The organism is Labedaea rhizosphaerae (genome assembly GCF_004362825.1).
In the GTDB taxonomy this organism is placed as follows: Bacteria; Actinomycetota; Actinomycetes; order Mycobacteriales; family Pseudonocardiaceae; genus Labedaea; species Labedaea rhizosphaerae.
In genome coordinates, this window is sequence record NZ_SNXZ01000004.1 from 366,980 (window position 1) to 389,807 (window position 22,828).

The window sequence follows — 22,828 nt, forward strand, 5'->3', positions numbered from 1 at the left end:
CGTGAATGCTTTCGGGCTCTAGCTTCTCACTCGAAGTTGAGCTCGCCAGTCCTTGTGCGCTTGATCTCGAAGAAGTTCGGGAAGCTGGCGACCGCGACCGTGCCGTCGAACAGCTTCAGCGCATCCTCGCCCCGCGGGATGCTGGTGAGCACCGGACCGAAGAACGCGACGCCGTTGACGTGGATTGTGGGCGTGCCCACGTCCATGCCGACCGGGTCCATGCCCTCGTGGTGGCTCTTGCGCAGCGCCTCGTCGTACTCGGTGCTGTGCGCGGCCTCGGCCAGCTCGGCGGGCAGGCCGACCTCGGCCAGCGCCTCCTTGATGACGACGTCGTAGTCCTTGTTGTCCTGGTTGTGGATCCGGGTGCCCATCGCGGTGTAGAGGTCGCGCAGGACCTCCTCACCGTGCTTCTGCGCCGCGGCGATCGCGACCCGCACCGGGCCCCAGCCGCGGTCGAGCATCTCCCGGTACTGCTCGGGCAGCTCGTCACGGCCCTCGTTGAGCACCGACAGGCTCATCACCCGGAACCGCAGGTCGATGTCGCGTTGCCGCTCGACCTCGAGGATCCACCGCGAGGTGATCCAGGCGAACGGGCACATCGGGTCGAAGTAGAAGTCGACCTTGGTGGGCTCGGCGACAGCGGTCATTGCGCGCACTCTTTCCTGCTCTTGGCCAGCTTTGGGCGGTTTCGGGCACGGCGACGGTGCCCCTTGATCGCTGCAACACCCACTCGCGCACCGTTCTTCCCACGTACGGAGGCGCACACGCGGCGCTCCCCGTGATTGGATGCGGTGGACAGTCCGCTCCGTCCCGTCCGAGGTGATCCGTGGCCCCGCCCAACCTGACCCGTGACGACGCGCAAGCGCGCGCCGCACTGCTCGAGGTCGACTCCTACACCGTGGAGCTCGACCTCACCGACGGCATCGGCCAGCCGGGGTCGGACACCTTCGCCTCGACGAGCACCGTGAAGTTCTCGTCGCGCACGCCGGGTGCCGCCAGCTGGCTCGACATCGTCGCCGACTCGGTGACCTCGGCCACCCTCAACGGCACCGAGCTCGACGTGTCGGCCTACCGCGAGGAAGACGGCATCGCCCTGCCCGCGCTCGCCGAGGCCAACGAGGTCACGGTCAGCGCCAAGTGCCGGTACATGAACACCGGCGAGGGCCTGCACCGCTTCGTCGACCCGGTGGACAAGAGCGTCTACCTCTACAGCCAGTTCGAGACGGCCGACGCCAAGCGCATGTTCGCCTGCTTCGACCAGCCCGACCTCAAGGCCGTGTTCCGGATCGCGGTGACCGCGCCCGCGGACTGGAAGGTCATCTCCAACGCCGTCATCGAGTCCAGCGAGACCGTCGAGCACGGCGCTGTGCGGCACGTCTTCGCGGTCAGCGAGCGGATGTCGACCTACCTGGTCGCGCTGGTCGCCGGCCCCTACGCGGAGTGGCGCGACGAGTACGCCGACGAGCACACGAGCATCCCGCTCGGCATCTACTGCCGCGCGTCGCTGGCCGAGCACATGGACGCCGAGCGCCTGTTCACCGAGACCAAGCAGGGTTTCGGCTTCTACCACGACAACTTCGGCGTGCCGTACCCGTTCGGCAAGTACGACCAGTGCTTCGTGCCCGAGTTCAACGCGGGTGCCATGGAGAACGCGGGCTGCGTGACGTTCCTGGAGGACTACGTCTTCCGCAGCCGGGTCACCCGCTACGCCTACGAGCGGCGCTGCGAGACCGTGCTGCACGAGATGGCGCACATGTGGTTCGGCGACCTGGTCACCATGCGCTGGTGGGACGACCTGTGGCTCAACGAGTCGTTCGCCACCTTCGCGAGCGTGCTCTGCCAGGCGACCGCCACCGAGTACGACTCGGCGTGGACTTCGTTCGCGAACGTGGAGAAGTCCTGGGCCTACCGGCAGGACCAGCTCCCCTCGACGCACCCGATCGCGGCCGACATCGCCGACCTGCAGGCGGTCGAGGTCAACTTCGACGGCATCACCTACGCCAAGGGCGCGAGCGTCCTCAAGCAACTGGTGGCCTACGTCGGCCAGGCCAACTTCATGTCCGGCCTGCGGGTCTACTTCGCCAAGCACGCGTGGGGCAACGCCACCCTCGCCGACCTGCTCTCCGCGCTGGAGGAGGCGTCCGGCCGCGACCTGTCGTGGTGGAGCGCGCAGTGGCTGGAGACCACGGGGCTCAACACCTTGCGCCCGCGCTTCGAGGTCGACGCCGACGGCAAGTTCTCGTCGTTCACCATCCTGCAGACCGGCGCCCGCCCGGGCGCGGGCGAACTGCGCACCCACCGCGTCGCCGTCGGCGTCTACGACGACGACCCGGCGACCGGCAAGCTCGTGCGCAAGCACCGCGTCGAGCTGGACGTGTCCGGCGAGCAGACCGCGGTCAGCGACCTGATCGGCGTGCCGGCCGGGAAGCTCGTGCTGGTCAACGAGGACGACCTCACCTACTGCGCGCTGCGCCTGGACGTGGGTTCACTGACCACGTTGATGGACCGCATCGGCGACATCAGCGAGTCGCTGCCCCGCACGCTGTGCTGGTCGGCCGCGTGGGAGATGACCCGCGAGGCCGAGCTCAAGGCACGCGACTTCGTGACCCTGGTGTGCAGCGGCATCGGCGCGGAAACCGAGATCGGCGTCGTGCAGCGGGTGCTGCTGCAGGCGCAGACGGCCATCTCGTCGTACGCGGACCCGTCGTGGACCGAGCGCGGGTGGCGGTTGTTCACCACCACCATGACCGACCTGGCCACGCAGGCCGAACCCGGCTCGGACCACCAGCTGGCCTACGTGAACGCGCTGGCGGGCTCGTCGCTGAGCGCGGAGCAGGTGGACACCATCCGCGGCTGGTTCGACGGCTCGAAGCCGCTGGAGGGGCTCGTGGTCGACACCGACCTGCGGTGGCGGCTGCTCATGGCGCTGGTCGCCCACGGCGCGGCAGGCGAGGACGAGATCGAGGCCGAGCGCCGGCGCGACCACACCGCCGCCGGGCACCGGCAGGCCGAGCACGCGATGGCGTTGCGGCCGACCGCCGAGGCCAAAGCTGAGGCGTGGCGGCGGGCAGTGCACGACGACGAGCTGCCCAACGCCGTCAACGAGGCGATCATCGGCGGGTTCTCGCACCCGAGCCAGAAGGAGCTGATCCGCGGGTACGTGGCGAACTACTTCGCCGACGTGGCCGGGGTCTGGCAGCGGCGCTCCAGCGAGCGGGCCCAGCCGGTCGTGCAGTACCTGTTCCCGTCCTGGGCGATCGAGCCCGAGACCGTGGCCGCGGCGGACGCGTGGCTGGCCGAGGAGCGCCCGCCCGCGTTGCTGCGGCTGGTGTCCGAAGGCCGGGCCGGGATCGTCCGCGCCCTGGCCGCCCGCGAATTCGACGGCTCCTGACCAACGGGCGTGTCCCACACTCACGCCGGGTGTGTCCCCCGCTCCGGCAGGGTGTGTCCCACACTCGCGTGGGGTGTGTTCCACACCCGCGTCGGGTGTGTCCCCCACTCGGGCAGGGCGTGTCCCCCGCTCCGGCAGGCGTGTCCCCACTCGAGTGTGGGACACGCCTGCCCTGAACGTGGGACACACCCCGCGCCAACGTGGGACACACCCGCTGGAACAACCAACCCCGAGGCCAGGCCGCAGCCATGCGGCTGTGGGTTCGGTTTTACACGGGGCACGACGGCCCTAAACTCGCGCGGTGCGGGCGCCTCACCCTCTGCCCGTTTCAGCGCCCGCGAGGGCCGTCGTGGGGGTCCCCGTGTCAAACCGAACCCACCCCGCAGACGAGCCCACCCCAAGCAACCCCAGCGTGGAACGCTCCCCGTGTCAAACCGAACCCACCCCGCAGACGAGCCCACCCACAAGCAACCCCAACGTGGGACACACCCCGCGCCAACGTGGGACACACCCGGTCGGAACGGGGGACACACCCGCGCTGAGTGTGGGACACGCCCGTTCCCAACGTGGGACACGCTACGAACGAGGAAGCCGCCCGGAGCTTGGCTCCGGGCGGCTTCTCGTGTCTTAGAGGGTGATCAGTGGCGCTCGGCAGGTCCTGCCTGGTCGCACAGGATGCGCACACCGTTGACCAGGCCACCGATGAGGTCGCCCTCCTGGAAGGACGAGCGCATGGTGTTGATCGACAGGTTGCAGATGCGCGCGGAGATCCGGCGCGCGGCCTGGGCCCCGGTCACGATCTCGATCTTGCGCTGGCCCGGCGACACGGCGATGAGCACGGCCTGCGGCGCGGTCTCGTCGTCGAGGCCGTCGTGCAGCGCCTCGGCCTGGGCGCGGGTGTCGGCGCCGAGGTCACCGAGGTAGACGCTGAACCCGAGGCCGGTGAACCGGGAGGCCAGGGTCAGCGCCTCGTCGAGGCGGGTCAGCTGGACCGTGGTGAACGGCAGCTTGGGCGTGACGACCTTCTTCTCCACGGCCACGGACAGGCGGTCGTGCACCGCCACCGTGCCGCGCGGCAGGTCGCCCTCCGGGTCTACGCGAACCAGCTCACCAGCTCCCACTGGCACCTCCCTTGCCACCCCGCGCCGCGGGTTCCGACTGCGTGTGCCTGCGGGCGTGCCCGGCACCGACGCCGGCCGGGTTGGCGGTCCACCACACCGGCTCGTAGTCCCATTCCTGACCGGGGCGGTAGCGCGCCGGCTTGCCTGCCTTGCCGCGCAACGTGAGCAGCGCCACGAAGGCGTAGATCCCCAGCGGGATCACCGCGAGCACCAGGATGGTCTGCAACAGGTTCACGGCTCAGTACGGTATCCGATCGCCCACCGGCGCGAACGTCGAGTCCACCTCGGGTGGTTGGCACCACGTGTGGCCCGCGTGCCTGCGATCGGTGTAGGCCGAAAGGCCCATCGGCTTGTCGTGAACGGCGTCAATGTCACGAACAAGGGGGTTCGTGACCACTCAGCGTCTTGTCCACGGCCTGGGTTGCTTCTACGTTCACCTGTACGGACCTTGCGGAGTCTGGTTCGTCCCGCCTAGCCGCCCCCCCCGGACCCTGGGAGACCACGTTATGTACACGAACGGTTCCACGTCCCAGCCGAGGCCCATCACCCGATCGGGCGAGAGTGTGCGACCGACCAACCGCGGGACCCGCGTGACACGCGGCACCCGCGTCACGCGTGGAACCAGGGTCACCGCGGGCACCAGGGTGACCCGCGGCACCCGAGTGACGATGGGCACGCGGGTGACGCGCGGCACCAGGGTGACGATGGGCACCCGCGTCACGAGCTGATCCCCGAGAACTGCCGAACGGCGGCGCCTGCCCGGCGCCGCCGTTTCGCGTGTTCGATGGACCTAAGCAGCCTCGCCCAGGTAGGGCAGCCACAGCGGGTCGGCGTCGTTGACGCCGGCGAGCAGCCGCCAGTGCGGGCCGCGCGGCGCGGTCGGCACCACGTGCAGGCGCCAGCCGAGCTCCGAGAGCAGCCGGTCGGCCTTGCGGTGGTTGCACTTCGCGCAGCACGCGACGCAGTTGGTCCACGTGTGCGGGCCGCCGCGGCTGCGCGGCACCACGTGGTCGATCGTCTCGGCCCGGCCCCCGCAGTACGCGCACCGGTAGCGGTCGCGGTGCATCAACCCGGCCCTGGTCAGCGGCACCCGGCCGCGGTAGGGCACCCGCACGTAGTTGCTGAGCCTGATCACCGACGGGGCGAGCACGCTGGACGTCGCCGAGTGCACGACCATCCCGCTCGCGTCGCCGTGCACGACCACGGCCTTGCCGCACACCACGAGCACGACGGCGCGGCGCAACGGCAACGCGGTCAGCGGTTCGAAGGTGGCGTTGAGCAGCAGGACCCGGCGCTTTCCCCAGGTCGTCGGCCGGGTTTCGGCGGAGCCGATCGTGGTAGCCACGAGCACCGGTGGGTCCGGGTCCGGGCACAGGGTCGCCGGTTCCGGGCACAGCGTCGCCCGTGGCGCAAGCCCAGTCGGGGCGCCGTTCGGATCAGGTTGTCGGTCGGGCACTCGACCACCTCCACCGGTGCAGGCATAGTCGACCACAGATCACACCCGGAGCGCACGCATGTTCTCCAGGTGTCACGCGTCACACGGGAGAACACCCGGTGAAGGCTGCGCGATCGAGGCGGCTGGCACGATGACGCGAGCGAACCCCGAGCACCGAACCGGAAGGAGTTGTGCGGTCCGTTGTCCGAAGCGCTGGATTTGATCTTCCGCGATCCGCCTGAGTGCGTGAAGGAGACCGGCACCTGGTGCAGCCAGGTGTACAAGGTCACCCACAACGAATGGCTGGCCGGCTCCGCCGACTGGCTGGTGGCGAAACCGCTGAAGATCATCCTGATCCTGCTGGTCGCGTTCGTCGTGCGAGCGCTGGGCCGGCGGGTGATCGACAAGCTGACCAACGGTCAGACCCCGCGATTCCTGCGACCGCTGAAGTCCCGGGCGCCGAAGGTGGTCGCCCCGCTGCTGCCGGAACGGCGGGCCCAACGCGCCCGCACGGTCGGCTCGGTGCTGAAGTCGATCCTGTCGTTCCTGGTGTTCGGGCTCGCGTTCCTCTACATCCTGGCCGAGCTGGGCATCAACCTCGGGCCGATCCTCGCGTCGGCCGGCGTGGTCGGCGTCGCGCTGGCGTTCGGCGCGCAGAACCTGGTCAAGGACTTCCTGTCCGGCGTCTTCATGATGCTGGAGGACCAGTACGGCGTCGGTGACGTCGTCGACGTCGGGGAGGCCAGCGGCACGATCGAGGCGGTCGGGCTGCGCGTGACCACGTTGCGCGACCTGAACGGGACCGTCTGGTACGTGCGCAACGGCGAGATCCTGCGGGTCGGCAACTCCACCCAGGGTTACGCGGTCGCGGTGATCGACCTGCCGATCGGCTACGGCGCCGACGTGGAGAAGGCCACCGACGTGCTGCGCACGACGGCCACGGACGCCACCAGCAAGGAACCGCTGTCCGAGGACGTCCTCGCCGATCCCGAGGTGCTCGGGGTCGAGAAGGTCACCCCGGACAGCATCACGCTGCGGATGACCGTGAAGGTGCGTCCAGGCAGGCAGTACGCGGTGCAGCGCGCGCTGCGGGCGCGGCTGATGACGGCCATGGAACAGGCCGGGGTGCAGCCGCCGCTCAGCGCGCTGTACCGGCAGACCGACTCCACCGGAAGGCCGGGCTGAGCCATGGGTGAGGATGGACCGGTGGGCACACCGGAGACGTTCTACGACGCGGTCGGCGGCGAGGAGACCTTCCGCCGGATCGTCGGGCGGTTCTACGAAGAGGTCGCGAAGGACGAGATGCTGCGGGCGCTGTACCCGGAGGAGGACCTCGGTCCCGCCGAGGACCGCCTGCGGCTGTTCCTGATGCAGTACTGGGGCGGTCCGCACACCTACTCCGAACAGCGCGGCCACCCGCGGCTGCGGATGCGGCACGCGCCCTTCGTGATCGGCCCGCTGCAACGCGACGCGTGGCTGCGGTGCATGCGGATCGCCGTGGACGAGGCCGGCATCGCCGAGCCGTACCGAACGCAGCTCTGGGAGTACCTGGAGATGGCGGCTAACAGCATGCTCAACAGCTTCGTGTGACCATTTCGACCTGACCGGCCGACCACGAATGGCAGGATGATCGATCGTGCACAGTTCCGGCGAGGAGCAGGACGCCGACACGCCGTGGTGGCACGACGCGGTCTTCTACCAGGTCTACGTGCGCTCGTTCGCCGATTCCAACGGTGACGGCGTCGGTGACCTCGAGGGCATCCGGTCGCGGCTGGGCTACCTGGAACTGCTCGGGGTCGACGCCATCTGGCTGACCCCGTTCTACCGCTCCCCCATGGCCGACCACGGCTACGACGTGGCCGACCCGCGGGACGTGGACCCGCTCTTCGGCGACCTCGACGCGTTCGACGCGCTGGTCGCCGAGGTGCACGACCACGGCATGAAGATCACCGTGGACCTGGTGCCGAACCACACGAGCGACCAGCACCTGTGGTTCCAGGAGGCGTTGGCCGCCCCGCCGGGCAGCGTCGAGCGCGACCGGTACGTCTTCCGCGACGGCCGGGGCGTGCACGGCGAGCTGCCGCCGAACAACTGGACGAGCGTCTTCGGCGGGCCCGCGTGGCAACAAGTGCCGGACGGCCAGTGGTACCTGCACATCTTCGCGCCGGAGCAGCCGGACCTGAACTGGCGCAACCCGCAGGTGCAGGCCGACCTGGAGCACACGCTGCGGTTCTGGCTGGAGCGCGGGGTGGACGGGTTCCGCATCGACGTGGCCCACGGCATGGCCAAGCCCGAGGACCTGCCGGACATGGACCCGCGCCTGCTCAACGTGGACGGTCTGACCGCGTTCGCGATGGACATCCACGACCCGCGGTTCGACGACGACGGCGTGCACGAGGTCCACCGCCTGATCCGCGGGGTGCTCGACCAGTACCCCGGAACCATGGCCATCGGCGAGATCTGGGTCGGCGACGACGACCGCTTCGCCGACTACCTCCGGTCGGACGAGCTGCACCTGGGCTTCAACTTCCGCCTGGTCGACGCCCGCTTCGACGCCGATTCCGTGCGCGGCGCCATCGAGCACTCGCTGGGTGCGGTGGCCAAGGTCGGCGCCCAGCCGACGTGGACGTTGTCGAATCACGACGTGATGCGCCACCCCACCCGCTACGGCGGCGGGCCGCTCGGCACGGTGCGGGCCCGGGCCATGGCCTTGGTCGAGCTGGCGCTGCCCGGCGTCGTCTACCTCTACAACGGCGAAGAGCTCGGGCTGCCCAACCTGGAGCTGCCGGACTGGGCCCTGCAGGACCCGATCTGGGAGCGTTCGGGCCATGCCGAGCGCGGTCGCGACGGCGCGCGCGTGCCGATGCCGTGGGAGGGCAACCAGCCCCCGTTCGGCTTCTCGGAGAACGGCGCCCAGCCGTGGCTGCCCATGCCTGACGACTGGGAGTCGCTGACCGTCGAGGCGCAGCTCGAGGACGAGGGCTCGATGCTCTCGCTGTACCGGCAGGCGCTGGAGGTGCGCCGCACCAGCGGGGCGTTCGCCGGTGACGAGCTGGAGTGGTACGGCGCCCCGCCGGGGTGTTTCGCCTTCCGGCGCAAGGGTGGCGGTCTCATCTGCGCGCTGAACACCTCGGCCGCCGCGGTGCCGTTGCCGCCCGGGGACGTGCTGATCGCCAGTGGGCCGCTGGACGGGACGAAGCTGCCCCCGGACACGAGCGTCTGGCTGGTCTGAAGCAGGTCCGCTTCAGCGCTGGCCGTCGGTCATCTGGTCGTTGCGCCAGTCGGCGCGTGCGGCGCCCGGGCGCGCACGCATCGCCTGGATGCGCTGTTTCCAGCTCTGGCTCAGCCGCCCGGTCGACTCGTCAGCGGCGCGGGTCGCCTCCGCACAGCGTTGCTTGGCCCGCGTGACGTCGGCGCGGGCCTGGGTGGCCAGCTCCGCCAGCTCGGCCCGGACACGCCCGGCTCGGTCTTCCGCCATCACCACTCCTAACCCAAGGCCGAGCTGATGCCGCCCGGCTGGTCGGCGCGTGTCTGCGGCACCGGCCGGTCGTCGGCGATCACGATCTCCGGCTCCTCGGCCGGCTCCTCGGTCGGCTGCTGCACAGCCAGCTGCTGCACGGGGAACCGGTCGGTCGGCGGCTCGGAAACCGGTGCCACGACCGGGATCGGCGCCGTGACCGGTACTGTGCTCGGCGCCGCTGGTTCCTCGGTGAACAGGCCGTGGAAGGGAGCGCCGTCGACCTCGGCGAGCATCGCGGTCAGCGCCTGCCAGGCCCCGCCGATCACGGTGTCGGTGGCCGCACACACGGCCGTCACCGCGTCGGCACGCGCCCGGTAGAACGGCACGAACACCGTCTCCAGCCAGCTCCACACGTCCTCGCCGAGGACGCGGAACGTCTGCTGGTTCAACCGGCAGAGGATCGGGTTGACCTCGATGCCGCAGAAGCCGGCCACCCGGCGGATCTCGTCGTCGAGGATGAGCGGGCCCGGTTCCGGTGCGGCGCAACGGCGGGCGAAGTCGATCGCGAACTCCACGTCGGCCGCGGTCAGGGTGCCGACGCGGTCGGTCCACAGGTCGGCGACGCCGACGGCCTGCTCGTAGACCGCGCGGTCCGCGGTGTCGACGGCCACCGCCAGCACGCCCGCCAGGTCGGCGAACTGGTCGCGGACCCCCTCCGACCGGGTCAGGAACGCGTCGAACCGGCTCTTCGCCTGCTCGGCCGCGCCGCCCTGCCACGCCTCGAAGACCGGGCTGGCGCCGTTGCGGAAGTCGAGGATCCGCTCGTCGAGCGTCGTCGCGACCTGGCGGTGGCGCTCGACGTCCTGGCGCAGCCGGGCGTAGTTAAGCTCGCGGTGCGCGTCGTAGCGGCGGGCCAACGCGGTCACGTCGGCGCGGGTGCCGGTGACCTCGGCGTAGGCGCGCCCGAACCGGTGGAAGAACTCGAGGCCGAACCGGCCCGCGTCCAGCACCGGCTTGGACGTCGGTTCGCCGGTGCTGCCTTCGAGCTCCAGCCGCTCGCCCACGTCCCGCAGGTAGTCCACATCGGACTGGTAGGGATGTCGTTCGCCCAGTGCCGCCCGCCTTCGCGGTGCGGGCCGCTCACCGGGATCGGTTCCGTCGAGCAGGCCGTCCGGTACGCCACCGGGCACGTCCCACGCATCCATGTCGCGCCCCCTCAGAACCCGCGGCGAGCTTCCTCGTCGGCCTGCGCATAGCCCTCGAACGTCGCGAGCAGCGTCTCGGCCAGCCGTGAGCTGACGTCGCCGAAGCCGCGCAACGAGTCGGCCAGCGCGCCGTGCGTGACGGCCAGGTACCGCGCGCCGACGCCGTTCGCGCTCGCCGCACCGAAGTCGTCCTTGACCACCTGGCTCGCCAGGACCGCGTCCACCTGACCGGTCACGGCCGCCGTGTCGGCGACGAGCCGCTGACCCGTGGCCCGCACCTCTTCGACGGAGATCGAGTAGCCACCCATGCATCCACCCCCTGCTCGTGTCGCCATTCAACACGGGCGGGCACGCGCGCGCAGCGAATCAACCGAGGTCGGTGAACGCCTCCACGGTCCACGCCGCGAACAGCAGGCCGGACACCACCGGCATGGCCTTGCGCCAGGTGCCGGGCTCGGTCACGGGCGCCTGCTCGACGCGGCGCGGCCGGCTGGGGTCGATCCAGCTCTCGGCGGGCGGCAGCGTCTCGTCGAGGAAGCTGCGGGCCGGGTCGTCGTGGTCGCTCATGCCAGTTGAGACGCCGCGATGACCGTCAGTGCTCCCGGCTTGGCGGGCCGGTAAGAACTTCGTAATCAGACCAGCAGCGGCAGCAACGCGTGCCTGCGGCGCACCACGGCGCCGTACCGGGCGTCGATGCGCAGCCACGCGTCGGTCGCGGTGACCTTGACCTGCTCGTCGGCGTCGACGTCCTCCGACGGGCTCAGGAAACCCATGCCGGACAAGGCGAACAGGCAGCGCAGGGGGATCTTCACGTCCAGCCCGTCGCCGCTGACGGTCAGCACGGTCTGGTCCAGCAGCGACGCGGGCGGCGTGCCCTGCGGGCCGGCGTTCTCCTTGGCCACGGCGATCCCGCGGTCGGCGACCTCGGCGACCACGCTGGCGGGCAGCTTGTCGACGGCCTGCCAGTGCTGCGTCGGCGGCAGCGCGGAGCGCCACTGCATGTCGAGCACCGTGCCGGGGTCGATCACCTCGCCGCGCGCGACGGCGAGCCCGGCCAGCAGCTGGTTGCCCGAGACCGTCACGTCGGACGGCGTGACCGTGCCACGGACCGTGCGGGTGGCCAGCACGTCGAACGGGGTGCTCACCCACGCGTCGATCAGGCCCTCGTCGCGTCGGCGCAGCCGTACGACGCACTGGCCGTCCAGGCGCACCGCGCGGGCGACGAACGCGCCGAGGTCGTCGCGTTCGACCTTGTCCACCAGGGTCAGTTCCGGCATGTCACACGCTCTCCGCCCGCCACGCGGCCAAGAAGTCCCGCTCCGCCTCGGAAAGCCGCCTCGGCCGCGTGGCCGTGGTGTCGTAGGTGACCAGCATCGTCTCCGCGGTGGCGGCCAGGCTGTCCGATTCCGACGGTCCACAGTGGACGTTGTAGTCCAGCACGAACGACGCCGCGCGCATCTCCCGCACGGCCATCTCGACGCGGATCTCCCGGCCGTCGGCGAGCAGCGGCGCGTGGTAGTCCACGACCAGCCGCGCCACGACCAGGCCCCGCGCCATGTCCTCGGCGCCGTGCCGGGCGGCTTCGGCGAAGAGCAGCTGGATGCGGGCTTCCTCCAGCAACGTCACCGTACGCGCGTGGTTGACGTGCCCGTACAAGTCCATGTCCGACCACCGCGGCCGCACCTGCGCCACAAACACGCCCAATGGTTGGCCCTCCTGAACACGCACTTGCCGAAGAACCGACCTTATCTGGTGGGGTCAGGCCCGAACTCGGCGCAAGGCGTTCAGGGGATCGCTCAGCAACGCCGTGGCCAGCGACCGCACCGCACCGCGCTCGGGCTGCACCGCCTTGCCCGCGCCGATGCGGTGGATCTGCTGGGTGTGCCACTGGATCTCCAGCCAGCTGTCGGCCAGCTTGACCCCGGTCTTCGGGCACAGCCGCCGGGCCGGGACGTCCGTGCCGGCCAGCAGCTGGTTGCTCAGGTCCGGGTCGACGACCAGCGGCCGGCCCAGCCCGACCACGTCCAGGGCGCCGTCGCGCACGGCCTCGGCCATCGCCCCGGCCGTCCGGAACCCGCCGGTGACCATCAGCGGGACATCGCTCACTTGCCGCGCTTTGGCCGCGTAGTCCAGGAAGTACGCCTCGCGCTCGACCGTCGAGCGCCGCGTCGCGCCCATCATCGCGGCGCGCTCGTAGGTGCCGCCGGAGACCTCCAGCAGGTCGACGCCGGCTTCGCCGAGCGCGCGCACGACGGCCAGCGACTCGTCCTCCTCGAAGCCGCCACGCTGGAAGTCCGCGCTGTTCAGCTTGACCGACAACGGCACCCGGTCGCCGATGCGCAGCCGGGTGGAGTCGACGACGTCGAGCAGGAACCGGCGGCGGCGCACCGCGTCGCCGCCCCAGTCGTCCGTGCGCTGGTTGGTCAGCGGCGAGAGGAACTGCGAGACCAGGTAGCCGTGCGCGCCGTGGATCTGCACGCCGTGACAACCCGCTTCGACCGCGGTCGCCGCGGTCTCGGCGAACTTGTCGACGACCGCTTCGATCTCCGCGCCGGTCAAGGCCCGCGGCGGGGCGAAGACCGACCGCAGCCGCCGGTCGGCGAAGGGCACCGCGGACGGCGCGACCGGACGGCGGGACAGGAACCGCGGGCTCTGCCGGCCCGGGTGGTTGAGCTGGACCCAGAGCTGCACCCCGGTCCCCCGCACGGAACCAGCGAGACGCCGGAAGCCCTCGGGGTCCGCGCCGGCGACGTTGCGCGGCTCGCCCAGCGCGGTCGGGTCGACCATCACGTTGCCGGTGACCAGCAGCCCGCTACCACCCTGGGCCCACGTCTCGTAGAGCCGGACGAGGTCGCCGCTGACCCGGTTGCGCCGGTCGCCGAGCTGCTCGCTCATCGCCGCCTTGGCCAGCCGGTTGGGCAACACGGCCCCGCACGGCAGGGTCACCGGCTCGGCGAGCGTCGCGACGACATCGGTGGACAGCTGGCTGGTCATGGCGCTCCAGACGTGCGGCGAACCTACCGCCAGGTAGCCTACCGAAAGTAGGTTACCGGCGGTAGATCGCGGCGAACGACATGCCCTCCGTGCCGGCCTCGACAAAGCAAGGGGGCCGCACCAGGTGGTGCGACCCCATTGCCCGAAACCCCGGTTCGCTCGAACTACCGGACCATGCTCCTGATCTGCCTTGCGGCCACCGAGAGCGTGGCCAGGTCGAGGCGACCGGACGAACGGAGCTCGTCCAGGGCGACCCGGGCCCGGCTCAGCCGGAACTCGTTGGCCTTCTCCCAGATGGTGATCTTGTCCTCGGCGCTCTCGTCGGGATCGGTCTGGCGCAACACGTCCAGCGTGATCGCCCGCAACGACGAGTACAGGTCGTCGCGCAGGGCCAGCCGGGCCAGGGCGTGCCAGCGGTTCCCACGCTCCAGCGCGCTGACCGAGGTGAGCATCTGGTCGACGTTCAGGTGGTCGGACAGCGCGTAGTACAGCTCCGCGGTCTCCCGCGCGCTGCGCTCCACCGCGTACCCGCCCGCCTGCTGCTCGGCGAGCTCGGCCACCTCGATGACGTCGAGCAGGCCGTAGGCGTCGAGCAGCGTGGCCACCCGCGCCGCCAGCGCGGCGGGCACCCCCGCCGAGACGTAGCGCTCGGTGTCCTCCGCGGCCTCGTCGCGGCCCTGTCCGCGCAGCATCGACGGCACGTCCGGCGCGAGCTCCCGGACCACCTTGGAGAACCGGTTGATGTCCGCGCCCACGGCCAGCGGCTGGGGGCGGTTGGACAGCAGCCAGCGGGCGGCCCGGTCGAGCAACCGCCGCGTCTCCAGCACCATCGCGTCGCTGACCTCGGTGGGCACCACGTTGTCCAGCGCGCGGATCTCCTGCCAGAGCGCGGTCAGGTCGAACACCCTGGTGGCCACCATGTACGCGCGCACCGCGTCGGTCGCGGTCGCGTTCATCTCCTCGGCGAGGCGGAACGCGTACGAGATGCCCGCGCCGTCGACGACCTCGTTGACCAGCAGCGTGGCGATGATCTGCCGGTTGAGCGGGTGCGCCGGGATGGCGTCGGCGAAACGCTCACGCAGCTGCGTCGGGAAGTACTCCGGCAGCCTGCGGGCGAAGACGTCCGCCTCGGGCAGCTCGCTGGCCAGGACCTCTTCCTTGAGCGAGAGCTTGACGTGTGCGAGCAACGTGCACAGCTCCGGTGAGGTCAGGCCGTCGCCCGCCTTGTCCATGTCGCGGAACGCCTTGCGCGACGGCAAGCCCTCCAGCTTGCGGTCGAGCTTCGCGTTCTTCTCCAGCCAGTCCACCAGGCGGGCGTGCACCGAGAGCATGGGCCCCGCGTGCGCCCGGCTGACGCCGAGCACGGCGTTCTGGTCGTAGTTGTCCGCGAGCACCAGGTCGGCGACCTCGTCGGTCATCTCCACCAGCAGCTCGTTGCGCTGCTCCTCGGCCAGCTGCCCCTCCACGACCAGGTGGTCGAGCAGGATCTTGATGTTGACCTCGTGGTCGGAGCAGTCCACCCCGGCCGAGTTGTCCAGCGCGTCGGTGTTGACCTTGCCGCCGATGCGCGCGAACTCGATGCGGCCGAGCTGGGTCAGGCCCAGGTTGCCGCCCTCGCCGACGACCTTCACCCGCAACGCGTTGCCGTCGACCCGCAGCGCGTCGTTGGCCTTGTCGCCGACCTCCGCGTGCGTCTCGGTGGAGGCCTTGACGTAGGTGCCGATGCCGCCGTTCCACAGCAGGTCGACCGGTGCCAGCAGGATCGCCTTCATCAGGTCGGCGGGTGCCAGCTTGCAGGCGCCACCCTCGATGCCCAGCGCGCGCGCCGCCTGCTCGCTGACCGGGATGGACTTCGCGGCACGCGACCACACCCCGCCGCCCTCGCTGATCAGCGACCGGTCGTAGTCGTCCCACGAGGAGCGCGGCAGCTCGAAGAGCCTGCGCCGCTCGGCGAACGACGGCGCCGCCACCGGATCCGGGTCGATGAACACGTGCCGGTGGTCGAACGCGGCGACCAGCCGGATGTGTTCCGACAGCAGCATCCCGTTGCCGAACACGTCACCGCTCATGTCGCCGACCCCGACGACGGTGAACTCCTGCGCCTGGGTGTCCACGCCGAGCTCGCGGAAGTGGCGCTTCACGCTCTCCCACGCACCGCGCGCGGTGATGCCCATGGCCTTGTGGTCGTAGCCCACCGAACCACCGGAGGCGAACGCGTCGCCGAGCCAGAAGCCGTAGCTCTTGGCCACGTCGTTGGCGATGTCGGAGAACGTCGCCGTGCCCTTGTCGGCGGCGACCACCAGGTAGGTGTCGTCCTCGTCGTAGCGGACCACACCCGGCGCCGGGACCACGGTGCCGGCCGACAGGTTGTCGGTGAGGTCCAGCAGGCCGGAGATGAACATCCGGTAGCAGGCGATGCCCTCCGACAGCTGCGCCTCGCGGTCCAGGCTCGGGTCGCCGGTGGGCACCGGCGGGCGCTTCACGACGAACCCGCCCTTCGCGCCGACCGGCACGATCACCGCGTTCTTCACCGCCTGCGCCTTGACCAGACCCAGGATCTCGGTGCGGAAGTCCTCGCGGCGGTCGGACCAGCGCAACCCACCGCGCGCGACCGGGCCGAACCGCAGGTGCACGCCCTCGACCCGCGGCGAGTACACGAAGATCTCGAACCGCGGCCGCGGCTCGGGCAGGTCCGGGATCTCCCGCGGCTCCAGCTTGACCGCCAGGTAGCTGCGGCCGGTGCCGTCCTCGTCGCGCACGTAGTAGTTGGTGCGCAAGGTCGCCCGGATGACCGTGAGCAGGCTGCGCAGGATCCGGTCGGCGTCGAGGCTGGTGACCTCGTCGATCATGTCCGTGATGTCCTGGATCAGCGACCGGGTCTGGGTCAGCCGGCTCGACTCGGGCACGCTCGGGTCGAAGCCGACCTCGAACAGGTGCACCAGCGCGGCCGCGACCTTGGTGTGGCCGAGCACCGCGTCCTCGATGTAGTCCTGGCTGTAGGGCGTGCCGGCCTGGCGCAGGTAACGCGCGTACGCCCGCAGCACCATCGCCTGCCGCCAGCTCAGCCCGGCCCGCGCGACGAGCGCGTTGAACCGGTCGGACTCGGCCTCACCCCGCCAGGTGGCGGCGAACGCCTCCTGGAACCGGATGCGCAGGGTGTCGATCTCCTCGGCCGTGCGGCCCTCGAAGATGCCCGGGTCCAGGCGCAGGCCGAAGTCGTAGACCCACCAGCGCGACTCGCCCTCGTGGCGCAGCTCGTAGGGCCGCTCGTCGACCACCTCGACGCCCATGTGCTGCAGGACGGGCAGCACGTGCGAGAGCGAGACGCCCTCACCGGCGAGGTAGATCTTGAACCGCCGCTCCCCCGCCGCCGCGTTCCGCGGCACGTAGAAGCTCATGTCGATGTCGCCGGCCGCGCGCAGGTCCTGCATGCGGCGCAGGTCCTGCAGCGCGTCGGCCGCCGTGAAGTCCTCCTTGTAGGACTCCGGGAACACCGCGGCGAAGAGCTGGCCCAGCTCGACCGCCGACTCGCTGCCCGTCGCCGCGATCGCGGTGCCCGGGTCGCTGCGCTCGGCGAGCACGGCCTCGACCATGCGGTCGTCCCAGCCACGCACGGCCTCGGTGAGCCGCTCCTGGATGCGCGGCACATCCGGCTCGACCCGGCGGCTCGGGTCGGTGTGGACGGTGAAGTGGATCTGGGCGAGCGCCGTCTCACCGACCCGCGTCGAGTACTCGAGGCTGGTGCCGCCGAGCTCGTCGAGCAGCACCTCCTGCATCGCCAGACGGGTCGTCGTGGTGTAGCGGTCGCGCGGCAGGAACACCAGGCACGAGAAGAACCGGCCGTAGGCGTCGGTGCGCAGGAACAGGCGCAGCCGGCGCCGGTCGGCCAGCGCGAGCACGCCGGTGACCGTGGCGTAGAGGGTTTCGGTGTCGGTGGAGAAGAGCTCCGTGCGCGGCCAGTTCTGGATCACCTCGAGCATCCGCTGCCCGGAGTAGGACTGCAGCGGGAAGCCGGCGCGGTGGATGACCTCGCGGACCCGGCGCTCGACGACCGGGATGTCCAGCACGTCCTCGTGCAGGCCGTTGGTGGTGAAGACGCCGAGGAAGCGGTGCTCACCGGTGACGTTGCCGTCGTTGTCGAAGGTCTTGATGCCGACGTAGTAGGGGTAGATCGAGCGGTACACCGTGGACGGCGCGCTCGCCTCGGTCAGCACCAGCAGGTTCTTCGACAGCGCCCTGCTCGTGGCATCGGGGCCCGCGGTCAGGCTGCGTGCGGCGAGGCTGTCCTGGCGCAGCACGCCGAGACCGCTGGCCAGCGCGGCGCGCAGGGCGTGGTCGGCCTCCACCTCGTCGCCGGGCGTGGCCACGAGTTCGTAGTACCGGTAGCCCAGGAACGTGAAGTGGTTCTTGGCCAGCCAGCGCAGCAGCGCGATGCCGTCCTGGATCTGGTCCTCGGGCAGCGGCGGCGGGTCGGACTCCAGCGAGTCGGCCAGGCCCAGCGCCTGGGTCGCCATCTTGTCGGTGTCCTCGACGACCTCGCGGACGTCGGTGAGCACGGAGTGCAGGCCGGTCTCGATGTCGCGGCCGCGGTCCGGGTCGGTGACCAGGTCGACCTCGATGGACATCCAGCTCTCCGCGATGGCGTCCGCGGGCGGGTCGGCCGGGTCCTCACCGGGCAGCACGTCGCGCAGCCCGCCGGTGACGTCCCGGCGCACCACGACGATGGGGTGCACGACGCGCTGGACCTGGACGCCGCTGCGCACCAGTTCCGCCGAGACGCTCTCGACCAGGTAGGGCATGTCGTCGGTGACGATCTGGACGACTGTCCCTTGTGTACTCCAGCCGTCGGCGGCCGCGGTCGGGTTGAGCACCCGCACGGCCGGGCGGCCGGGGACGCGGCGCTCGGCGAGCGCGCGGTGCGAGCGCACGGCGCCGACGAGGTCGACCGGTTGCTCGCCGATGACCTCCTCCGGCGGGATGTACCGGTAGTAGAGGTGGATCAGGTCGGCAAGATCGGGCGCGTTCCGCGCGGCGCGGTCGACGAGGTCATCTCGGATCTGTTCGGGGCTGACCGGCCGACCGTTCGGACCATCGCCTTGGTCGGCGCGGTCGGTGCGGGACGGGACTCCAGTCGAGGTCATGTCAGGCGGCTCCACGCTAGGCGCTTTGTGGGACTCGACTCTGAGCTCCCACAAGCGCCTAGGGTTTCACACATCGCGTCGGCCGCCGCGCCCGGTTGGCCACAGATCGACCCCTGAATCCGCCCTGGATGCGCCCTGCTTGGGCCCTGAATCAGCTCTGAATCGAGGTCTGAATCGAGTCGGTTGAGGGGCGGTCCAGTGATCGTTCCGGGGCTGGGTTCACCCGTGTGTGCCGTCGGCGGTCCACCGGCCCAGTGGCTCGTCCGGTGACTCGTCCACGGGGTCGCCCGAGTGACGGTGGCGGCCGCTGGCGGGCTCCTCGGCCTCCTGGCCGGATTGGTAGGCGACCATCGCCTCGGCGAGCAGTTCGGCCAGCCCCGCGTCCGACCGCGGTTCCCGCCGCTCGTAGGACGGCGCTGGTTCCGCTCGGTCGAAGGAAGCCGACGGCTCCCGCCGTTCAGCGGAGGCCGACTCCCGCTGTTCGAAGGTAGCTGACGGCTCCCGACGGTCGAAAGAGGCCGATGGCTCCCGCTCGAAGGAGGGCAGCGGATCCCGGCGCTCGAAAGAAGCGGACGATTCCCGCTCGAACGAGGGCAACGGCTCCCGGGGCTCCAGGGAGGGTGGCGGTTCCGGCGGCTCAGGCAAGGCCAGCGACGGGGGCGCGATCGGCTCGCTGCGTAGTTGCGGCCCGTACACCGCGCTGCCGCTGCTGCCGAGGGTGCCCATGTCGAGGTTGCCCGGGCCGGCGAGCTCGTCGGGTTCGGGCTTGCGCCGGCGTCCGCCCCGTGGGGGCGCGGTGTCGGGCTCCGCTCGGTGCCGACGACCCTCGGGTACGGGCGGAACATCCGGGTTGTCCGGCTTCCGCCGTTTGCCGGTGCGTTCCGGCTCCTTGGGCTCGGGCGGCGTCGGGTAGTCGTCGGGCTCGGGTGCGGTCGGGTAGTCGTCCGGTTCCGGCGGCACGGGGATCGTGGCCTCCGGGCCGCTGCCCTGCTCCGCGAACGGCCGCCGCGGCGACTCGGAGGTCAAGGCCCGCAAGAGATCCATGGCCGATTTGCGCAGATCCGCGTAGGAGGTCTTCGCTTCCGGCGAAGACCGGTCCGGCTGCTCCTCGGACGGCTGGGTGGGCGACGGCGCAGCTTGCGCACCGGACAACGACTCGGACCGACCTGCGGACCACTGGTCGAACTGCGCCTCTGCCGTGGAGCGGCCGGACGGCCGCTGCTCCCCCGGCACCGACTCGGCCGATCGACCGTGCTGCGACTCCAACGACTGGGTGGACAACGGCTCAACTTGCGCACCGGACAACAACTCGGACCGCGCTCCGAGCCACTGGTCGAGCTGCGCCTCCGCCACCGGCCGGCCGGACGCCTGCTGCTCCCCAGGCAGCGACTCCGCCGATCGACCGTACTGCGACTCCGACGGCGGGGCGGGCAACGGCTCAGCTTGTGCACCGGACAACAACTCAGACCGCCCCCCGAGCCACCGGTCGAACTGCGCCTCCGCCGTGGAGTGGCCGGACGGTCGCTGCTCCCCCGGCTGGGTGGACAACGGCCCAGTTTGGGCACCGGACAACGACTCCGACCGGCCTTCTGGCCGCTGGTCGAACTGTGGCTCCGCCGTGGAGTGGCCGGACGGCCGCTGCTCCCCCGACACCGGCTCGGCCGATCGACCGTGCTCCGACTCCGACAGCTGGGTCGACAACGGCTCGGCTTGCGCACCGGACAACGACTCCGACCGGCCTCCTGGCCACCGGTCGAACTGTGCCTCTGCCGGGGAGTGGCCTGGCGGTCGCTGCTCCCCCGACACCGGCTCTGCCGATCGACCGTGCTGCGGCTGCGACGACGGCTGCGACGAGCCGCCGTGCCGCGACGGCGCTCCTGACGACCGGTCGGCGTCCACTTCGAACCTCGAGCCGGGCAACGGGTCGGACGGTGGTGCCGGCTGGGCGACGGAGTGGGGATCGGGCTTCGGTTCGGGCGCGCGGGCTGGTTGTGGATCGAGATGGGAGTCGCGCCAGCCGAAGGGGGCGGTGCCGGAGGTGGGGTGCTGCTGTTCGTCCTCGGCCGCTCGCGGGGCGGGTAGGGCGGTGGCGCGTGACGGTGCGCGTTGTGGCGTTGGCGGGTTCGGCGCCGCCGGGGCCGGGCTGGGTTGGTGCGGGCTGGGTTGGTGTGAGCTGGGCTTGGTGGCCTTCTGGTTCGGGGTGAGAGGTTCGGTGGGCAGGGTTTCGCCGGTGCCGAAGGTGTCGGCGAGCAGGGTGCGTGCCTGCTCGATCGCCTGGCGGTGAGTGGTTTCGGCGGCGCGGGCGGCGCGTAGGCACTCCAGGGCCACGTCGAGTTTGCCTTGCTGCTCCTCGACTTCGGCGAGGGTGGTCAGGGCCTCGGCGAGCAGCGAGTGCACCTCGTGGCGACGGCCCAGCCGCACGGCCTCGGTGAGCAGGGCGTGGCCTTCGGCGGTGCGCCCGGCGGGCAGGTGCACGCGGGTCGCGATGGCGAGCATGACCATGCCGACGGCCATCGCCGAGGTGGCGCGGACCGGGGCCGCGGTCAGCGCGGTCGCAAGATCGGTGGCGGCCTTGCGGTCGCCGGTGTCGAGCAGGGCGAAGATCATCTCGCCGAACAGGCGCGGCCGGGCCAGACCGCCGTCGACGTTGGGGTCGCTGAGGCGGTCGAGCAGGGCCAGCCCCTCGCGGGCAGCGGCCAGGGCCGATCGGGTGTCGCCGTAGTAGCGCTGGTGCGCGGCCGTCCGGACGCAGACGAGAGCGCGCCGCACGCGCCGGACATCGGCGTCCAGGCGTTGGTCGGCCGCCAGCAGCCGGTCGGCCTCGGCCAGCATGCCTTCCACGCCGCGGCGCCGGTTGAGGCTGGCCAGGCAGCCCGCGTACTGGACGAGCGCGTCGGCACGCACGCTCGGCGCCTGCTCGGAATCCAGCACCGGTCGCAGGATCGCCAACGCGACCCGTGGCGCGGCGCTTCGCCGCGCGCACGCGGCCAGTTCGGTGCGCACGCGGACCGCGGCGCCCGCGGTGAGCGCGCCGCCGGTCAACGCGCTGATCGCCGGTGCCACCGCCTCGGCGTGGCGGCCGAGTTTGATCAGAGCGGAGACCTCCACCGCCCGGGCGGCCGCCAGCAACGGATCGTGGACGGGCTGGAGCCCGCCCGGCTCGCCGCCCGACTCAGGAGCACGACGACGACCACCGGACCCGGCCGCACCCGCGGACTCAGCGACGCCGAAGTCCGGCTCCGCCGCCCGACGACGACCACCCGACCCGGCCACACCCGATCCGCCATACGGCGAGTCGGCCGCGCCACTCGATCCAGCAACGCCATAACCCGGCTCGCCACCGACACGGCTCCGGTCATCCCCGCCAGCAACGCCGAAGTCGGGTTCCGGCGCCCGACGACGACCACCGGACCCGGCCACGCCGCGCCCCGAGTCACTTGTCCCGACCGAGCCGTAACCCGAGTCGGCGCCGGCGAAGTCGCGCTCCGGCGAGTCGGCCGCGCCACTCGATCCAGCAATGCCATAACCCGGCTCGCCACCGACATGGCTCCGGTCATCCCCACCGGCAACGCCGAAGTCTGGCTCCGGCGCCCGACGACGACCACCAGACCCGGCCACGCCGGGCCCCGAGTCACTTACCCCGACCGAGCCGTAAACCGAGTCGGGTTCCGGCGCGCGGCGACGACCGCCCGAGCCGGCGACCCGCGACTCGCCGTACGGCGAGTCCGCCGCACCATGCTCCGAACCACGCTCCGAACCACGCAGCCCGGCAACGCCATAGCTCTGCTCGACGCCGACCGGTGGCTCGGGCGCCCGGCGACGGCCACCCGACCCGGCCGCGTACGCATCGGTGCCACCCGGCCGTGCCGCACTGGCATGGTCGGGAGCGTGCCGACGGCCCGAGGCGGTTGCGTCGGCCGAGCTGTGGGCCGCGTCGCCGTGGGGCGGCGGTGCGTCGCCGATGGCGAGGGCTCGCCGGGCGAAGACCAAGGCCAGTTCCGGTGCCTTGGTGAGCATCGCCTCGGCCGCGGCGACCAGCGGACGCTGGTCGCCGGGTCCGGGGTGGGCTCCGCTCACCGGC

Annotated in this window: 17 protein-coding genes; 4 read left to right on the forward strand and 13 right to left on the reverse strand. The window is 71.2% G+C overall.

Annotation, left to right across the window (positions count from 1 at the left end; all coding sequences use genetic code 11):
- Positions 1–26: 26 nt before the first annotated feature.
- The gene (locus tag EV186_RS24615) at positions 27–647 is read right to left on the reverse strand and encodes a DsbA family oxidoreductase (RefSeq protein WP_133851757.1); all 621 of its coding nucleotides are present in this window, start codon (positions 645–647) and stop codon (positions 27–29) included.
- Positions 648–826: 179 nt separating this feature from the next.
- Between EV186_RS24615 and pepN the strand changes: the two genes are divergently transcribed.
- The gene (gene pepN, locus EV186_RS24620) at positions 827–3,391 is read left to right on the forward strand and encodes an aminopeptidase N (protein WP_133851758.1); all 2,565 of its coding nucleotides are present in this window, start codon (positions 827–829) and stop codon (positions 3,389–3,391) included.
- A gap of 638 nt (positions 3,392–4,029) precedes the next feature.
- Here the strand turns inward: pepN and EV186_RS24625 are convergent.
- The 3 genes from EV186_RS24625 to EV186_RS24635 form a co-directional block, all read right to left on the reverse strand.
- A complete protein-coding gene (locus EV186_RS24625) occupies positions 4,030–4,512 on the reverse strand; it encodes a DUF5130 family protein (protein ID WP_279538321.1) in 483 nt (160 codons plus the stop codon).
- Positions 4,499–4,747 carry an aa3-type cytochrome oxidase subunit CtaJ gene (gene ctaJ, locus EV186_RS24630; protein ID WP_133851760.1) on the reverse strand — a complete coding sequence of 83 codons (249 nt, stop codon included), beginning with the start codon at positions 4,745–4,747 and terminating at the stop codon, positions 4,499–4,501. The genes EV186_RS24625 and ctaJ overlap by 14 nt, the downstream gene beginning before the upstream one ends.
- Positions 4,748–5,302: 555 nt before the next feature.
- A complete protein-coding gene (locus EV186_RS24635) occupies positions 5,303–5,857 on the reverse strand; it encodes an HNH endonuclease (protein WP_341815381.1) in 555 nt (184 codons plus the stop codon).
- Positions 5,858–6,160: 303 nt separating this feature from the next.
- Between EV186_RS24635 and EV186_RS24640 the strand changes: the two genes are divergently transcribed.
- From EV186_RS24640 to EV186_RS24650, 3 genes are read left to right on the forward strand one after another with little or no spacing between them, the layout of a single operon-like run.
- Positions 6,161–7,132 carry a mechanosensitive ion channel family protein gene (locus tag EV186_RS24640; protein ID WP_133852154.1) on the forward strand — a complete coding sequence of 324 codons (972 nt, stop codon included), beginning with the start codon at positions 6,161–6,163 and terminating at the stop codon, positions 7,130–7,132.
- A gap of 3 nt (positions 7,133–7,135) precedes the next feature.
- On the forward strand, positions 7,136–7,537 hold the full coding sequence (locus EV186_RS24645; protein WP_133851761.1) for a globin: 402 nt from the start codon (positions 7,136–7,138) through the stop codon (positions 7,535–7,537).
- 43 nt (positions 7,538–7,580) lie between these two features.
- The gene (locus tag EV186_RS24650) at positions 7,581–9,179 is read left to right on the forward strand and encodes a glycoside hydrolase family 13 protein (protein ID WP_133851762.1); all 1,599 of its coding nucleotides are present in this window, start codon (positions 7,581–7,583) and stop codon (positions 9,177–9,179) included.
- Positions 9,180–9,191: 12 nt separating this feature from the next.
- On the opposite strand, the gene EV186_RS24655 is transcribed toward EV186_RS24650, so the two are convergent.
- The 9 genes from EV186_RS24655 to EV186_RS24695 all read right to left on the reverse strand — a co-directional run bounded on the left by EV186_RS24655 (position 9,192) and on the right by EV186_RS24695 (position 22,824).
- Complete coding sequence (locus tag EV186_RS24655) at positions 9,192–9,425, reverse strand: hypothetical protein (RefSeq protein WP_133851763.1); 234 nt, start codon at positions 9,423–9,425, stop codon at positions 9,192–9,194.
- 8 nt (positions 9,426–9,433) lie between these two features.
- The gene (locus tag EV186_RS24660; protein WP_133851764.1) at positions 9,434–10,612 is read right to left on the reverse strand and encodes a WXG100 family type VII secretion target; all 1,179 of its coding nucleotides are present in this window, start codon (positions 10,610–10,612) and stop codon (positions 9,434–9,436) included.
- A gap of 11 nt (positions 10,613–10,623) precedes the next feature.
- Positions 10,624–10,920: a hypothetical protein gene (locus EV186_RS24665; RefSeq protein ID WP_133851765.1), complete on the reverse strand. Its 297-nt coding sequence runs from the start codon at positions 10,918–10,920 to the stop codon at positions 10,624–10,626.
- A 58-nt stretch (positions 10,921–10,978) separates the two neighbouring features.
- Entirely contained in the window at positions 10,979–11,179 is a 201-nt protein-coding gene (locus EV186_RS24670; RefSeq protein ID WP_133851766.1) for a hypothetical protein, read from the reverse strand.
- A gap of 65 nt (positions 11,180–11,244) precedes the next feature.
- A complete protein-coding gene (locus EV186_RS24675) occupies positions 11,245–11,889 on the reverse strand; it encodes a DUF8010 domain-containing protein (RefSeq protein WP_133851767.1) in 645 nt (214 codons plus the stop codon).
- Position 11,890: 1 nt separating this feature from the next.
- Positions 11,891–12,274, reverse strand: coding sequence for an acyl-CoA thioesterase (locus EV186_RS24680; protein WP_243754249.1), 384 nt, complete (start codon positions 12,272–12,274; stop codon positions 11,891–11,893).
- Positions 12,275–12,370: 96 nt separating this feature from the next.
- Entirely contained in the window at positions 12,371–13,606 is a 1,236-nt protein-coding gene (locus tag EV186_RS24685; RefSeq protein ID WP_133851769.1) for an NADH:flavin oxidoreductase/NADH oxidase family protein, read from the reverse strand.
- Between the two features lie 164 nt (positions 13,607–13,770).
- Positions 13,771–18,747 carry an NAD-glutamate dehydrogenase gene (locus EV186_RS24690; RefSeq protein ID WP_133851770.1) on the reverse strand — a complete coding sequence of 1,659 codons (4,977 nt, stop codon included), beginning with the start codon at positions 18,745–18,747 and terminating at the stop codon, positions 13,771–13,773.
- Between the two features lie 219 nt (positions 18,748–18,966).
- Positions 18,967–22,824 carry a hypothetical protein gene (locus EV186_RS24695; protein ID WP_133851771.1) on the reverse strand — a complete coding sequence of 1,286 codons (3,858 nt, stop codon included), beginning with the start codon at positions 22,822–22,824 and terminating at the stop codon, positions 18,967–18,969.
- Positions 22,825–22,828 lie beyond the last annotated feature (4 nt).

Bases quoted from the DNA above. Each gene is read 5' to 3' on its own strand.
- EV186_RS24615 (WP_133851757.1), bottom strand. From the start codon at position 647: ATGACCGCTGTCGCCGAGCCCACCAAGGTCGACTTCTACTTCGACCCG.
- EV186_RS24645 (WP_133851761.1), top strand. From the start codon at position 7,136: ATGGGTGAGGATGGACCGGTGGGCACACCGGAGACGTTCTACGACGCG.
- EV186_RS24655 (WP_133851763.1), bottom strand. From the start codon at position 9,425: ATGGCGGAAGACCGAGCCGGGCGTGTCCGGGCCGAGCTGGCGGAGCTG.
- EV186_RS24660 (WP_133851764.1), bottom strand. From the start codon at position 10,612: ATGGATGCGTGGGACGTGCCCGGTGGCGTACCGGACGGCCTGCTCGAC.
- EV186_RS24665 (WP_133851765.1), bottom strand. From the start codon at position 10,920: ATGGGTGGCTACTCGATCTCCGTCGAAGAGGTGCGGGCCACGGGTCAG.
- EV186_RS24670 (WP_133851766.1), bottom strand. From the start codon at position 11,179: ATGAGCGACCACGACGACCCGGCCCGCAGCTTCCTCGACGAGACGCTG.
- EV186_RS24675 (WP_133851767.1), bottom strand. From the start codon at position 11,889: ATGCCGGAACTGACCCTGGTGGACAAGGTCGAACGCGACGACCTCGGC.
- EV186_RS24680 (WP_243754249.1), bottom strand. From the start codon at position 12,274: ATGGACTTGTACGGGCACGTCAACCACGCGCGTACGGTGACGTTGCTG.
- EV186_RS24685 (WP_133851769.1), bottom strand. From the start codon at position 13,606: ATGACCAGCCAGCTGTCCACCGATGTCGTCGCGACGCTCGCCGAGCCG.
- EV186_RS24690 (WP_133851770.1), bottom strand. From the start codon at position 18,747: ATGACCTCGACTGGAGTCCCGTCCCGCACCGACCGCGCCGACCAAGGC.